The following is a 15466-nucleotide window of genomic DNA, read 5'->3' as shown; positions in this document are numbered from 1 at the left end:
ATAGCGAAAATGTTGCGGGGCGGCTGGGCTAATTCATTTATAAAGAGTAAAGAGGAAACAGCCGTTGGTTTCCTCTTGGTCTGGTGTGGGCGAAGCGCCACGACGTTAGTGGCCACAGGCCATAAAAGCAACAAGCAAACACCTGGATCCCGGCTCAAAAGCATTGTCGGAATGACAAATTATTTGTACCCGTGCAGGGTGGAACCTTGCGATGTTAATTCAAACGGAGTTTAAAAATTCTGGTGTGGGCGAAGCGCCACGACGTTAGTGGCCGCAGGCCATAGAAAGAACAGTAAATCAAACAAAAAAGCTGGATCCCGGCTCACTATCATTACCGGGATGACGAGATAAGAAATCGACTATGCCGCCACGACGAAATAAAAGCCTTATCTCCTTACTTTATCCAACGCACCGCAAACTGCATTAATGCCTAAAATAGCCCTTGGGGTGGCCCGATGAAGTAAATCGGCATCGAACTGATATATATGGTGATTTTTTACCGCTGGTAGCTCAGGCCAATCAGACCAATTGATACCTAAAATATTGCCTTCATCCTGGCTTTGTAAGATAACTTCGGCGTCGGTTAATAACACATTTTCAATGCTAATTTGTGGGTATTCACTTGCTGCGTCAAAAAACACATTATCACCATGGCAGACCTCAATCAGGTTTTGGATCCAACTGCCTTTAGCAACTGTCATCAGCGGCGTTGACCATAATTGATAGAACACTTTAACGGCCGGCTTAGTTTGATTTTGCAGGGTAATATCAGCTAATTGCTGACGATAATCATCTGCCACTTGTTTGGCTTTAGCGCTATGGCCGGTTAACTGGCCGAGCAGCTCAAGATCTGTCGCGATGTCGGCTAAGTGTTTAGGGTCGCTATTAAACAGGGTAAAACCTAAATCGCGTAACTGTTTAATGTCCTCCATTTTGTTGCCACTTTGCCACACCACAATTAAATCAGGATTGAGCTCAATCACTCGCTCGATTTGAATACCATAATAGCCACCAATACTGGGGATATCTTTAGCCGCTTCAGGGAAATCAGCATAATCTGTGGTCGCCACAATCGACTCACCTGCGCCAATAGCAAATAGCATTTCAACCCCATGGGGCGATAAAGCAATAATCCGTTTAGCCGGCGGCTTATCTTGTAAATCATCTGTGGCCGTCGATGCTGCCGCGGGTAAAACAAGTGATACAGACGATAGTCCTATCACTGTGATGAGCAATAACAATACACGTAGCAAAATACTTTCCTTAATCGAAATGGTTTTTAATGGTGATGATTAACACGAGCAATTGAATGATGTTTTTACCGTTTATTGCGCCAGCTTGTCGGGCCAACCATGCTTATCGATGTAATCGACTAAATTTTTCGGCCGATAATTGCTGTCATTCAACCAGCGTGTTTTAACCGACTGATGTAATAATATTGGTACTAACTCTGGGTCTAGCGCTCGTATAAAGCGTTTTTTAACTCGATAAAAGCTACGATATGAATCTTGAATATCCGCCATTGGATTAGGCAATAACGCATCGGCTAAATGTAACTCCACCGTCAAACTAGCCGCTCGCGCTTGGCTTATCATCCACTGTAACGCAATATCAGATAAGGTACTGCCGTCGTCATTAGGTGCAACACTACCACCAATATTACTATGGGCACCGATAAACCAAACCTGTTGTATGTCTATGCTGGTTCGAGGGGCCCAAATGGTTGGCTCAAAATCGCTGCGATGTTCATCTAGTGCAAGTGCATGACGAGCCACTTTGACATTGCGGCCTAATTTTGCATCATAAAACTCATCTTTGTCTTCAAACAAACCGAGAAACGACAGCGGGATCCCCATAGCACCAACAGTATCCCACACGCCAACAAAGGCCACTTCACGTGATGGATGTGAATGTTGCTGACGAAACTGCACCGAGCGCTCACCATCTGGGGAAAAAGGTTGAGTTTTCATTTTATAGTGGTCGAACGCTTGTTGAATAAGCTTTGCATCTGGGCGAGTAACAATACCGCAATTATTAATCAGGCCACATAAACAGCGAACGGTATAAGCGCCACGGCTAAAACCGAATAGATAAATGTCATCACCAGGCGAATAGTTTTGTACGATATAGCGATAAGCATCCATAATATTTTTATGCAGCCCACGACCAGTTGCGCCGCCGATAACAGAATCATAATACGAGCCGATTCCCCAATCGTAAAACACCTGCTGTGGCACACCGTCATCCGCAATGGGTTTGATAGCCCTAGCAAGCTTAAGCACATTAGTGGCGTGATCTTTTTCAAGATCCTTTTCTGGCCGATTCCAGGTGCCATCAGCACAAATAACAATACGTTTTTTCATATCAATCCTTGACACCCAGCATGAACAATAGATGAAGCATAATAGACTAAATGCCTATTTTCACCATCGGAAAAATAACCAATACTCGAAAGTTCACTTAAGTCGATTCGAGTAACTGACCATGATAACAGCAGAACAAAGTGTATTAATGATTGTAGACGTACAAGGCAAACTAGCCCAAGTTATGCAGCAATCAGCTCAACTACACCAAAAACTTGCAGTATTAATTCAAGGTGCGCAACTATTTGATATTCCGATTATTTGGTTAGAACAATTACCCGATAAATTAGGTCCCACCAGCGAAGAGATCGCACAATTATTAACAAAAACAAGCAAACCCATCGCTAAAGAGCACTTTAGTGCTTGGCATTGTGACGAGGTAAAACAACAACTTAAAGGGTTAAACCGTAATAAGGTTATCCTTGCGGGTATTGAAACCCACGTGTGCGTTTATCAAACCTGTAAAGACTTACTGGACAACGACTATCAAGTGCACCTTGTTGCCGATGCGGTTTCTTCAAGGGGGACAGACAACAAAGTGCTTGGAGTACAAATGATGCTTAATGATGGCGCCCAACTGACCAATGTTGAATCATTACTGTTTGAACTTCAGCATGTCGCCCAAGGTGAACGCTTTAAGGCATTACTTAAATTGATAAAGTAGCCATAAGTTATCAGTATGGGTATGATGTTAAAACAATTATAACAATAACATCATACCGCTATGCACCTATTTGATCGGCCCATCATTATTTTATCTGCGCCCCGCTCAGGCAGCACTTTGTTGTTCGAGGTGTTATCAAAAAGCCAGTCAATATTCACTATTGGTGGTGAAAGCCATGCGCTGATAGAAACCATCCCCAAGTTGAATATTGCCTACCGTAAATTTAGTTCTAATACTTTAAGTGAGCAGGATATTGATGATGATTTACGACAGTTGTTATTACAACGCTTTAGCGATGCACTTCAAGATAGCCAGGGCAATAAGCTCGAAAGTGATAGCGATAAGAGTATTCGTTTTTTAGAAAAAACCCCCAAGAATAGTTTGCGGATAGATTTTTTTAATGCGCTATTTCCTGATGCGTTATTTATCTATCTCGTCAGAGAACCCAAAGAAAATATCAGCAGTATTATGCAAGCTTGGCGCTCGAATAAGTTTGTCACTTATCCTAATTTACCGGGGTGGGATAAACGTAACTGGTCGCTACTGCTTCCAGAAAAATGGCAACAGCTTAATCGCCAGTCATTAGCGTCCATTGCCGCGTTTCAATGGCAAGCCGCTAATGAAGCGATTATGGATTCGTTGCAAAAGATCGACAGCAATCGCTGGTGCATGGTGTCTTACGATCAATTAATTGCAGACCCTGCGAAAACCGTTAAGCAACTCTGTCAATTTACCGCTACAGATTTCGACCCAGCCTTAGCGCAATTATGCAGCAAGCCATTAGCGCATTCTCGCTACACTATATCGACCCCAAAACCAGATAAGTGGCTCGAAAATTACCATGATATTGCCAAAATTTGGTCAAGTACTTGTACAACACTGAACAAAATTAATCATCATTTACGCCAGCGCGGCCATCCAATATATGACACTCAATGGCAGCAACACGACATTGCTAAGCCTGTAGCACAGGCTACCAAACCCACAAAGAAAGTGTTAGCTCAGCCAAACGATCAAAATGTGTCTCGCAACAGTCCCTGCCCTTGTGGTTCGGGCAAACGATTTAAGCAATGTCATGGTCAATTACATTAGCCCAAAAGCGCCAGCATTTGTAAATAGCCAGCAGAACGGGTAAAAATACCTGTGTAGAAAATCATAACGGTAAACGCCGCATTACAGAGAGCCCAATAATGAAGTTACCTCATGAGTTTTATCAATTACCTTTTAGCTTTGATATCGGTCAATTAACCAAAGAAATCGAGCAATTTACCGGATCAGACTGGGTCACTCATCATGAAGGTTTTCAGGGTAATTCGGCCATTCCGTTAATCTCGGTCAATGGCGAGTTTAACAATGACTTTAAAGGGCCAATGCAGCCCACTGCGGCGTTAGAAAAAAGCCCTTACATCAAACAAATACTCGCTTCATTTGGTGAGGTACTCAGTCGTTCGAGATTAATGCGCTTAGCACCCGGTGCACAAGTGCCACTGCATTCAGACATTAACTACCATTGGTATAAACGCGTTCGAGTGCATATTCCGATTACCACCACCGAACAAGTGCAGTTTTTTTGTCATGATAAACAAGTGCATATGGGCGCCGGTGAGTGTTGGATTTTCGACTCGTGGAAGCTTCACAAAGTAGAGAACAACAGCGACCAATATCGCGTTCATTTAGTGGTTGATTTGGCAGGGTCAAGTCAATTTTGGCGAACGGTATTTAAGCACTCACGTTCAATCGCAGATAATCAATCAACAGCATTAAACAGTCAATTCGTCGGTTTTAACCCAGGCTTGGCAGCAAGCTTGATCACAGAGCAATTTAACGCCCCCATTATCATGCCTGTGGCAGAGGTTGAATACTTAACCAATGAGTTGTTAGCTGAGGTCAAACACAATCCTGATAATAGGCTTGCAGAAGTGAATGCATTTTCGTTATTGATAGCTGAGTATGTTGCCGATTGGCGCATGTTGTGGCTGCAATATGAGTGCACTAAAGCCGGTTGGCCGCATTATCATGCACTGCGTGAACAAACCATGATAAAAGCACTACAGTGCGCTAAAGCATTGCAACTGACCCATTCTGGTTCAGCGGTTAAAGCGTTCGAACAATTGGTTATCGTGGCGTGTATGAATGTTGAACTTAGTGAGCCATTGGCAACGCGCAAACAAGCTATTGCTTCACCAAAAACCTCTCAAGTAAGAGCTAATTCAGCGCCAAAAACAGCGGTAACCAAATCCAGCGATCCGATGATTGAATCTATGATTGCACCGCCATCACGCAATAGCCCTTGCCCTTGCGGCAGTGGCGAGCGCTATAAAGCATGTCACGGTAAGATGAGTTAATAAGATGAAGACCTGCTTAGGTTTATCTGAAAAGTTACAGAAATGGCGCCCTTAGGCGCCATTTCTGTAACATCAACCAAACGATGGTGTTTTAGCTTGTGGCAATGCCTTACCCCAAGTTCAGATTAACCAAAAAATTGCTGTGCGGCTTTTTTCGCAATGGCATCCAACTCGGCTATTTGCTCAGGTATAAAAGCTTGATACTTGTCAGCCTGACCAATTGCCTTAGGATTCATAGGCTGCCTAACTTGGCTGGCGCTGGGCGTTAACACCGCCCGCTCAGACTCATAAAAGGTAAAACATTGCGCTTGAGTCGTTAACTCACAGTAATCCAATATGCGTTGAATTTGTAACTCTGGCTCACGCACTAATTGCTCAAAACAAACATGTAAAATCTCATTAGGGTACAACCTATCCCAATGTTGCATGATGTCTAAATAATGTTGCCAGTAACTTGAAATACCCGCAAACGAATACGAATAGTCATGGCCAAAACTGAAAAACTGCTTAAATACACTCAAGCCATTGTCGACTGTATTACGTACCACATTGATTATTTTTGCTTGAGGAAATAAGGTTTTAATTAGCCCTATGTGTAAAAAGTTATTTGGGTTTTTATCGATTACATACGTTGGTGCATCGCTAAAGTAATGATTCACTTCAGCTAAATACCGTTGGCGGAATTGATCAATATGGCTAGCTGAAAGCTGACTTAATCTAGCCTGATAACCACCCGACATATCCATCTGCAGCGCAAAGCGTTCCATAAACGGTAACTCATCGGTAGCGCCAACATCGCTATGGCACGCCAAAATTTGCTCGACTAAAGTGGTACCAGAACGAGGCATACCAACGATAAAAATCGGTGTTTGGCTAGCCGCTGGCGAGCGATTAATATGTGGCGATGGTGTATGCCCAAGTAGCGACAACACAATACTGGCAAACTGGGTTTGTTTAAACGGTCGGTGAAGCGCCATGATTTGATTGGCTAATAACATCGACTCACACGCTTTTTCGATTTGCTGTGTTTGCTCGTAGGCTTTACACAAAGCAAAATACACCAGCGCTTGATTTTGTTTGCTTAACGACTCATCGGTTACAAAACCTTGTAATAAGCTCAAATCATCAGTGCTGAAACGATACTGCTTTAAATCTGCCAAACTCCAATAACCTACCCCCACTTGCGTTGGGCTTAATTGAATATATTGCTGATAAAAATTGGCTGCTTTTTCTGTATCGCCTTTGGCTTTATAGATATGACCCAAATTAAGCTGCACAGCGGGTTCAGCAAAATCATTTGCCACACACCATTGAAAACATTGTTCCGCTAAGGTCATATCGCCAACTTTAGTCGCGACCAGCCCCAGTTTATAACGGCATTTTGCGTCCTGTGGTAACAAATTAATTAACTGTTCTAAATAAGCTTTAGATAAGAAAAAGTCTTGTTTTACTTCAGCTATAGTCAGCAGCCCCATTAATACTGATACCGTATTCGGTTTAATGGATGCCGCACTGATAAAATAGCTCTCTGCTTGTGCATATTGTTGTTGCTGTAAATGAATATGACCTAGTATCGCTAAGGCTCCGACGTGTTTATCATCGCGCTTAACCACTTTACGAGCATACATTCTGGCCGACGAATAATTTTTTGATTGAAACAGCGATTCCGCTTGGCTCAAATATTGGTCAATAATACTCAAACGAGGGTCCTTTTTATTATAATTAATCCACTATTGTCGACTAAATCTAAGCTCAATCACTTGCCTTAATCACTTAGTTCAATCAGTTCTGTTTCAGTAGAATAGCATAAATATCATCAGAATCTTGAGGCGACAAACAGTGCCTAAAACCAACCTGAATTAGTGAACGAAATAATTAACTTAAGCGTACAATGGCCATATAGATTTCCCCGTTCACCCGACAAAAGTGAGTTTTGATGAAAAATAATGAAGCCAAAGTACCAACCAGCCGTCTATCTCGATTATCAAAAATGGGTGGGCTGGCTTCACGTTTAGCGGGTAACGTGCTGCTTGAAGGCGCCAAACAATTTAGCCAAGGTAAGTCGCCATCAATGCAGCAACTGATGATGACCCCCAAAAATATTGGCCATGTGGCCGATAAACTGTCGCAACTACGCGGTGCGGCCATGAAAGTGGGCCAAATGTTGTCAATGGATGCCGGAGACTTAGTGCCTCCTGAATTGGCAGAAATATTGGCTAAGCTGCGCTCTGACGCTAAGGCCATGCCACACAAACAATTAACCCAGTTATTAGTTGAGCATTGGGGCAGCGATTGGATTGCACCGTTTGCCCAATTTGAATTACGCCCTTTTGCTGCGGCATCGATTGGCCAAGTACATTTAGCCTATTTAGATACCGGCGAAAAACTGGCGATAAAAATTCAATACCCAGGTATTCGAGACAGCATCGACAGCGATATCGACAACGTGGCCAGTTTATTAAAAGTCTCGCGGTTAATTCCCGCTAACGTAAAACTCGATACCTTACTCGCTGAAGCAAAAGTGCAGCTGCATAACGAAGCGGACTATCACTTTGAAGCTGAGCAAGTTGCACTTTATCAGCAACAACTGGGCGATAACCCTCACTTCATCGTGCCTAAAGTTTACCCAAAATTGAGTAACAACAGCATTTTATGTATGCAATTTGTTGAAGGCGTGGCGATTGAGTCATTAACCGAATCATCACAAGCAGTGCGCGACCAAATCGCAACGTTACTAATGGAATTGTGCTTTAAAGAGCTATTTAAATTTAAATTGCTCCAGTCAGATCCTAATTTTGCCAATTTTCAGTACCAAGCAGACACTCAAAAAATCGTCCTATTCGACTTTGGCGCCACCCGCACCATTAGCGACACATTATCGCAAGGTTATCTGCAACTGATGCAAGGTGCGATTGTTGATGATAAACAACAAATGACACAAGCAGCACAACAGATCGGCTTTTTTCAAGACGCCATCGACCCACAACAGAAACAGCTAATTATTGATATTTTCTACCAAGCTTGTGAGCCACTGCGCTTTGATGGTGAATACGATTTTGCTCAAAGCAGTTTAGCTAAACGTATCACTCAGGCAGGTAAAGCCATGAGCACCCAACAAGATGAATGGCATACTCCACCTACTGATGCCATTTTTATTCATCGTAAATTAGCAGGTATGTATTTACTCGCGGCAAAGCTAAAAGCCAAAGTAAACGTCGCTAAATTATTTTCTGTTTATCAAACTCAAATCGGTAAAAAAAATGTGTAACATGTCTACTTAATCTTTATTTTACTCGCCATTTACCATGGCATATATGGACATAGTTATGATTAACCTTACCTTTCATCGCTCATGGCGCATCATGGGCGTAGTTGCATTAATGCTCTGCTTACCCAGTTATGGCCATGAAGCAGAAAAAACAACAAACCAAACCGTAAAACCTAGCCTTGAAGGCCAGCTGACTGTATCAAAACTTGCTGATGGAGTGTATTTACATCACTCCTATATGAATGTCAGCAATTTCGGCTTAGTCGAAGCGAACGGCCTTGTTGTGGTTGAAGATAAACAGGCCTATATTATCGATACGCCTTGGACCGACAGCGATACGGCAAAGCTTCTTGACTGGATTGCCCAGCAAGGATTTACCCCAGTTGCCAGTATTTCAACTCATTCCCATCAAGATCGTGCTGGCGGTATCGGTTACCTTAACAGCCAAGGCATTGCGACCACAGTATCTGAAACAACCCAGAAGATTTTAGCTAAAAATGCTAAACCTATCGCTAAAAACACCTTTGGCGGCACACAATACATAATGAAAACGGATTTAGTTGAAGTATATGATCTTGGGGCCGGACATACCGAAGATAACCTTGTGGTATGGCTACCCGCACAAAAAATATTATTTGGCGGATGTTTAATCAAATCGCTGAATTCAAGCGTATTGGGTTATACAGCTGAAGCAGACATGCAAGCTTGGCCATTAACAGTTGCCAAGGTACAAGCCCAATTCCCTCAGGTGAAAATGGTAGTACCCGGTCATGGAAAGGTTGGGGATAAAGCATTGCTGACCCACACCATCGCATTACTGAACAACTTAAGCATTTAACATCAAAAAGATAAATCTATTGCGTCGATATGCGATAGCTTATTAACCATTGAGTTCAATTGAACTCGCACAAGGAGAGTTACCATGTTTAGTCACGTTATGATCGGCGTTAATGATATTGATACATCAAAAAAATTCTATGATGCGATTTTAGGTGCATTAGGCCATGCTCCAGGACAAATTGATCCTAAAGGTCGTTGTGTATACATGACAAAGACGGGGATTTTCATACTCACTAAACCGATTAACGGTGAGCCAGCATGCCATGGTAATGGTACAACAATTGGTTTTGCTGCAGAAACACCAGCGTTAGCAGATGCATGGCATGAAGCCGGTTTAGTCAATGGTGGCACCGCGTGTGAAGATGCGCCGGGTATTCGACCTGGCCCTGCATTTGATTTATACCTTGCTTACCTTCGCGATCCAGATGGTAACAAGATGTGCGCCTTACACAGAGTGGCAAAGTAATCTTCGCTAAGCATTAACCACTATATGGGTGACGTGATTGTACTTCGCCCATTTTTATTTAAATATCAGTGTAAATATCAATTAGCTGACTAATTAATCGATTCAAATAAAATCAAAATCCGAAGCTAACATGCCAATATTTATCAGCAACGGTTTTTTATGGTTACTCCCTTGTGCTCTCTTTTACAGCTAAAATAATTCCATTCCATATACCTCGAACACTTATAGATGCACCAAACAGTACAACAAGGTAAAATAATGGCCCTTTGGTGTAGTGAGTGTGTTTTTGATGTCTGTTAACGACCCGTGTTTTATTCCTTTCAATGATGCAATGGCTTTCAATAACACGCTTGCCGAACAAGGATTACCTAACTCTTTCACCTTCCCGTTTTATTATCAACCTCATCCAATATGTTTACTGGCTGCAAAGCAGTTGCAGCAGGAGTTACTTGAGGCGAATCCCTGGCGACATAATTTTGGCTTAGACAGCGAAAATGATCGCGGCATGGTGATTGGTAAAATGTTTGGTGTATTAGTGGTGAAGAATGCACACGGGCAACTTGGTTTTTTAGCGGCTTTTTCGGGTAAGTTAGCCGACAACAATATCTTGCCGCCGTTTGTACCACCAGTGTTTGATATGCTGACCCAAGACAGTTTCTTTAGCGCTGAAAATAAACAGATTAACCACATTAATCTGTCGATTAGTCAGCAAGAAGCAAATCCATTGCTGGCAACATTAACCGCGACGTTAGTTGCGCAACAACACCAAGCGGAAAGTGAACTAGAGCAGCAACGTAACGCAATAGTTGAAGGCCGCAAGCTGCGTAAGCTACAACGTGAGCAAGCAGATGATGCATTAGCGCAAGCAAGCATCAGTGACGATACCCATAGAACATTGTCTATCGAGTTAAGCCGTCAAAGTGTGCAGCAAAAGCATCAGCTAAATGCGTTAAAGCAACAGTGGCAGACTCAAGTTGAAGCCACTAAAATGGCATTAGATACGCTTCAATTGCAAATCAAACAGCTTAAACGTCAGCGCAAACAACTTTCAAATGGATTGCAAAAAAAGCTGTTTGCTCAATATCAGTTTTTAAATGTCTTAGGTGAAGCACGAGATTTAAACGATATTTTCAATGATGCACCTAATCATTTACCACCAGCAGGCGCAGGCGAATGTGCGGCACCTAAGTTACTGCAATACGCGTTTACACATCAATTTACTCCAATTGCGATGGCAGAGTTTTGGTGGGGCTCATCGCCAAAATCTGAGATAAAACAGCATAAAAACTACTACCCGGCTTGTCACGGAAAATGCCGACCTATTCTGACTCACATGCTAAAAGGCATGCAAGTTGATGACGATCCACTGTTGATTAATCCGGGTAAAGATCAGCACATTGATATTATTTATCAAGATGATGCGATGGTGATTATTAACAAGCCTGCTGAATTGTTATCGGTACCGGGTAAAAATATCACCGACTCGGTGTTTAGTCGTATGCAGCAGCTATTTCCCTCTGCGACAGGGCCGCTGATTGTTCATCGCTTAGATATGTCGACCTCAGGCCTAATGGTGATTGCACTCACCAAAGAAGCTAACAAAGCTCTACAACAGCAGTTTATTCAACGCAGCGTCACTAAACGTTATATCGCGCTAATTGAGGGTGTACCAAGTCAAGATGAGGGCGATATTAGTTTGCCATTGCGGGTGGATTTGGACGATCGTCCGAAGCAGCTAGTGTGTTATGAGCATGGCAAACATGCCGAGACGCATTGGCAAGTTTATCAACGTCAAAGACAGCGCACTTTAGTGTATTTGTACCCTAAAACCGGGCGAACCCATCAATTACGCATGCATTGTGCCCATCACGATGGTTTGCACATGCCAATAGTCGGTGATGATTTATACGGCATCGCCACCAACCGTTTGCATTTACACGCCCAATATTTAGCGCTTACTCATCCGCTGACTGGCGAAGATATGGTGTTTGAAACGAAAGCCGATTTTGAATAATCATCATATTAAAATAGAGACAACATCAGTAAAAGTATCTTAAGACACTTTTACTGATCGACTCAAACACACTGAGTATTAAGTGATTGGTTTCTTTAATACTACAACTTAAAGCTACTGACCTCTTGTTGTAGTGATGCAGCTAAATGAGCCAATTTCTGTGCTTGTGTCATTGAGGTTTTCGCTTCAATTGACAAGTTTTCCGATACTTCGCGAATAGATTCCGTATTACGGTTTATCTCACTTGTCACTGAGGTTTGTTCTTCTGCTGCAGTGGCAATTTGACTCGCCATATCTGAAATCTCATTAATCGCTTTAGTTATCTGCAATAAACTCTCACTAGCCGAATTAGCATCCGATACGCTGGTTTCAGCCATTTCACGGCTTTGTGTCATTGACTTAACAGCTTTTTCCGCCGTTTTTTGTAGGGTCTCAATTGTAGCTTGAATTTCTTGAGTCGATGAATGAGTACGTTGTGATAACACTCGAACTTCATCAGCCACTACAGCAAAACCTCGGCCTTGTTCTCCCGCTCGAGCGGCTTCAATCGCAGCATTCAATGCCAATAAATTAGTTTGCTCGGAGATCCCGCTAATGGTTAACAGAATACTGTTAATTTTCTGTGAGTGTTCATTCAAGTCACCAATAATCTGCCCTGCTGTACTCACTTCTTTGGCTAGACTTCGTATTGATGCTTGGCTTTGCATTACCTGTTTTTGACCGTGGGTTGAAAGCTCTACCGCATCTTGTGCTATGTGTGCTGTATGTTCGGCATTGCTGGCAATCTCTTCGGTAGCACTGGCCATTTCAGTTACGGCTGTGGCTACCATGGTCACTTCATCTTGCTGAATGACAATACGATCGCTATTTTTAACCGCTGATGCACTGCTATCTGTCGCTTGATATTCTAATTGGCCTGCAATTTTATGCATCCGAGAAATCATCCCGTGAATACGTTCAGCAAATTGATTAAAACCAGACGCTAAGCGACCTATTTCATCGTGACTGTTGGCGGTTTCAATACGCACGGTTAAATCACCTTCTCCTTCGGCAATATCGTTTAGAGCTTGGGCAACACGTTCAAGATCTTTAAATTGAATTTTAAAAATAACGGTAAGCATTAATCCGAAAAGAATAAGTAAAGTCGCCCCTATCGCAGACATCCACCAAGCGAGAACGGTAGCCGGTGACATAATTTGTTGCTTATCCATTACGAAAATTAATGCCCACTCTGTCGAAGGGATTGCCGCAACATACAAAAGCTTAGTTGTACCATCGAGCTCACGCTCTTCAATACTGTTGGCTTTGGACCTTTGTGCTAACCAACTATTAGTGAATTGTTCATCGACGCTACTGAGTTGTTTATTATTCAATTGACTATGTGGATGGCTGATAATCAGTCCGGTATAGTCAACCATTACAGCGTAACCATCACCCGGAACGTCTAAGCTCTGGACGGCATCCGTTAACTGAACAATGGTTAAGTTAGCGGCGGTAACACCAAACAATTTGCCATTAGCCATCACAGGTGCAGCAATCGTCACAACTTGCTTCTGTAAAGTAGTACTAATATAAGGCGCTGTCATAATCATACTGCCTGCGGCCTTAGCATCTATATACCAAGGTCTTACTCTTGGATCATAACCTGCGGTATTTAATGCAGGATCTTGACGGTACATATTACCTTGCTCATCGCCAAAATAAGTTAATGCAAAGCCCACAGCGTTGTGAGCTTGGAGTAAAAAAGGCGTGATATTAACAGTTGGGTCAGCTTCAATGGTTTGTTTCAGGCTGGTAATGGCCTGCTTTCTATCTTGCATCCATTCGCCAATTCCTTGAGTAAAGGTCACTGCAAGTTGGTCTATTTCATCTTGGGTATTGGTCAATGCATTATTTCTAATAACATAACTAGATATGCTCACCAACACCACGATAGTGATCAGTACTGCAAAAAGACTGCTAAAAAGCAGACGTGTTTTTAGTGTCGATTGCATGAGCTCTTCCTTTATAATCCAAAGTTTTCCAGTGATACGACTTTATATCGGCAGCAAATGTCAAAACATGCGATCATAAAACACTAAAAAAATTAATCGTTGATTCGGATTTTATCCCTGGCCAGGACAATCATTGATTTAGCAGTCAATCATTTAGCATCACAACTTAACCTTAAACACATTCTGCTGCATGTACGCATTCCATCATGACCCAATAGAGCACTCTAATGATGAGTCATTTAAAATCTGAGTATAGCTGAATCAAAAAGATAACAATAATATAACAACTTGATTTGTATCATACTCCCAAGTTAATAAGAAAACCTAAAATATAATTTCAGATCTTATGTCCCAGTTATCGCTCCATGAAGTCAACATTAGCGTAAATGTTATCCTTGCCATTAGCGCTGACAGTTGAGTTTGCCAAGCATGCGCTGTCACAATAGCCACGTTGGCGAGCAAGCTTATTCGATAAGTTTTATAAAAGTTTATTACTGAAAGTGACACACGAGTGAATTTGATAACAGCGGGTTTATATTGATCAGAAATACATCACGGATGACGAACATCGACTTCGTTCAGCAAGGATTAAACAAGAAGGAAAAGTTAACAAAGGCTTGAGTAGAGCGAACCTTGTACGTTATTTCATTAAAAATTTAGCGCTTAACTAACGGGTTAGCTTATCAATAAACTAACCCGTGTTGATGGCCTGTGTTATAACTCAAACAACACATCGGTGCGAATAATGTATTTAACCCCAGACAAAATAGGCTCTGAGCTATGAATGCAATGCAGCGGATGCATGCCATGTGGGAAACACAATACACTTCCTGCTGGCGTTCGCACGTCAACTTGACGCATATTATCGCCATGTTTTGCTGGTAAACTTGGATTGTCGGCATTAACTAAAAAGCGCGTTGCACCGCCTTCAAAGTCTTCTGTCAGTAAGATTAAAAATGTCAGCAGACTATAGCGATCGCCAAAAGCATCTCGCACTAACTGACCGTCTATAACTTGGCTTCCCGGCCACGAACCATCTGAATGCGGCTTAAAGAAATCACCTTGGTTATAGCGATAAAAACGAAAGCGATTATTGAGTCCCAAGGCTGCTTTACCAGCAAAAATGCCCAAGTTATCATCCATAAGATGGTTAACTCTATTCCAAATAACTTGCTCTGTGGTGTTATCAACCACCCAGGTTAAACTGTCGTTATGGCGAACATTGCGTGGTAATGACACCGCGGCGTCGGGTAAAAAGCCCATCGACTCACTCACCGAAATTAGCCGTTTACACTCATCTGGCGTCAATACATTCAATAATTGAAACGCACCTGGCACTTCGGCTAACATTTTTTTACTCACGTTAGCACGCTCAGTTTCGGTCAACTTTGCTTCATTAAGCTCAGCCACATTAGCGTGATAATTAGCCCATGTCGGCAATGCCGGATGTTCAGCGCCGGGTTCTAGTGCCACCACAAAATAATCTGAATTTACTTTTGCTGTGTTCATGTC

At 42.4% G+C, this 15466-nt stretch carries 12 protein-coding genes; 7 read left to right on the top strand and 5 right to left on the bottom strand.

Annotated features, from left to right (window positions below; all coding sequences use genetic code 11):
- Nucleotides 1–386: 386 nt before the first annotated feature.
- Together ACED29_RS19625 and ACED29_RS19620 are read right to left on the bottom strand one after the other, a co-directional pair.
- A complete protein-coding gene (locus ACED29_RS19625; RefSeq protein ID WP_371698496.1) occupies nucleotides 387–1253 on the bottom strand; it encodes a cobalamin-binding protein in 867 nt (288 codons plus the stop codon).
- Between the two features lie 72 nt (nucleotides 1254–1325).
- Nucleotides 1326–2363 (bottom strand): DUF2235 domain-containing protein, encoded by a 1038-nt coding sequence (locus ACED29_RS19620; protein ID WP_371698494.1) that lies wholly within the window; start codon nucleotides 2361–2363, stop codon nucleotides 1326–1328.
- Between the two features lie 121 nt (nucleotides 2364–2484).
- Here ACED29_RS19620 and ACED29_RS19615 point away from each other — a divergent pair, with 121 nt between their 5' ends.
- The 3 genes from ACED29_RS19615 (at nucleotide 2485) to ACED29_RS19605 (ending at nucleotide 5372) form a co-directional block, all read left to right on the top strand.
- Nucleotides 2485–3027 carry a hydrolase gene (locus ACED29_RS19615; RefSeq protein WP_347689547.1) on the top strand — a complete coding sequence of 181 codons (543 nt, stop codon included), beginning with the start codon at nucleotides 2485–2487 and terminating at the stop codon, nucleotides 3025–3027.
- 60 nt (nucleotides 3028–3087) lie between these two features.
- A complete protein-coding gene (locus ACED29_RS19610) occupies nucleotides 3088–4119 on the top strand; it encodes a sulfotransferase (RefSeq protein ID WP_371698492.1) in 1032 nt (343 codons plus the stop codon).
- Nucleotides 4120–4217: 98 nt separating this feature from the next.
- A complete protein-coding gene (locus ACED29_RS19605; RefSeq protein ID WP_371698491.1) occupies nucleotides 4218–5372 on the top strand; it encodes an aspartyl/asparaginyl beta-hydroxylase domain-containing protein in 1155 nt (384 codons plus the stop codon).
- Between the two features lie 125 nt (nucleotides 5373–5497).
- On the opposite strand, the gene ACED29_RS19600 is transcribed toward ACED29_RS19605, so the two are convergent.
- On the bottom strand, nucleotides 5498–7072 hold the full coding sequence (locus ACED29_RS19600) for a sulfotransferase (RefSeq protein WP_371698489.1): 1575 nt from the start codon (nucleotides 7070–7072) through the stop codon (nucleotides 5498–5500).
- Nucleotides 7073–7308: 236 nt separating this feature from the next.
- Between ACED29_RS19600 and ACED29_RS19595 the strand changes: the two genes are divergently transcribed.
- From ACED29_RS19595 to ACED29_RS19580, 4 genes are all read left to right on the top strand, one after another.
- The gene (locus tag ACED29_RS19595; protein WP_347689551.1) at nucleotides 7309–8640 is read left to right on the top strand and encodes an AarF/ABC1/UbiB kinase family protein; all 1332 of its coding nucleotides are present in this window, start codon (nucleotides 7309–7311) and stop codon (nucleotides 8638–8640) included.
- A gap of 58 nt (nucleotides 8641–8698) precedes the next feature.
- The gene (blaDIM, locus tag ACED29_RS19590) at nucleotides 8699–9478 is read left to right on the top strand and encodes a DIM/SIM/IMP family subclass B1 metallo-beta-lactamase (RefSeq protein WP_182697810.1); all 780 of its coding nucleotides are present in this window, start codon (nucleotides 8699–8701) and stop codon (nucleotides 9476–9478) included.
- Between the two features lie 84 nt (nucleotides 9479–9562).
- Nucleotides 9563–9946 carry a VOC family protein gene (locus ACED29_RS19585; RefSeq protein ID WP_124015616.1) on the top strand — a complete coding sequence of 128 codons (384 nt, stop codon included), beginning with the start codon at nucleotides 9563–9565 and terminating at the stop codon, nucleotides 9944–9946.
- Nucleotides 9947–10235: 289 nt separating this feature from the next.
- Nucleotides 10236–11960 carry a pseudouridine synthase gene (locus ACED29_RS19580; protein ID WP_371698488.1) on the top strand — a complete coding sequence of 575 codons (1725 nt, stop codon included), beginning with the start codon at nucleotides 10236–10238 and terminating at the stop codon, nucleotides 11958–11960.
- A gap of 101 nt (nucleotides 11961–12061) precedes the next feature.
- On the opposite strand, the gene ACED29_RS19575 is transcribed toward ACED29_RS19580, so the two are convergent.
- Both ACED29_RS19575 and ACED29_RS19570 read right to left on the bottom strand, forming a co-directional pair.
- Nucleotides 12062–13954: a methyl-accepting chemotaxis protein gene (locus ACED29_RS19575; protein WP_182722717.1), complete on the bottom strand. Its 1893-nt coding sequence runs from the start codon at nucleotides 13952–13954 to the stop codon at nucleotides 12062–12064.
- Between the two features lie 714 nt (nucleotides 13955–14668).
- Nucleotides 14669–15463 (bottom strand): 2OG-Fe(II) oxygenase, encoded by a 795-nt coding sequence (locus tag ACED29_RS19570; protein WP_182722716.1) that lies wholly within the window; start codon nucleotides 15461–15463, stop codon nucleotides 14669–14671.
- Between the last annotated feature and the right edge of the window lie 3 nt (nucleotides 15464–15466).

The organism is Shewanella sp. 5S214, assembly GCF_041439795.1.
In the GTDB taxonomy this organism is placed as follows: Bacteria; Pseudomonadota; Gammaproteobacteria; order Enterobacterales; family Shewanellaceae; genus Shewanella; species Shewanella vesiculosa.
Note: the sequence above shows the minus strand (reverse complement) of the source record. Positions and strands in the feature narration are given on the sequence as shown.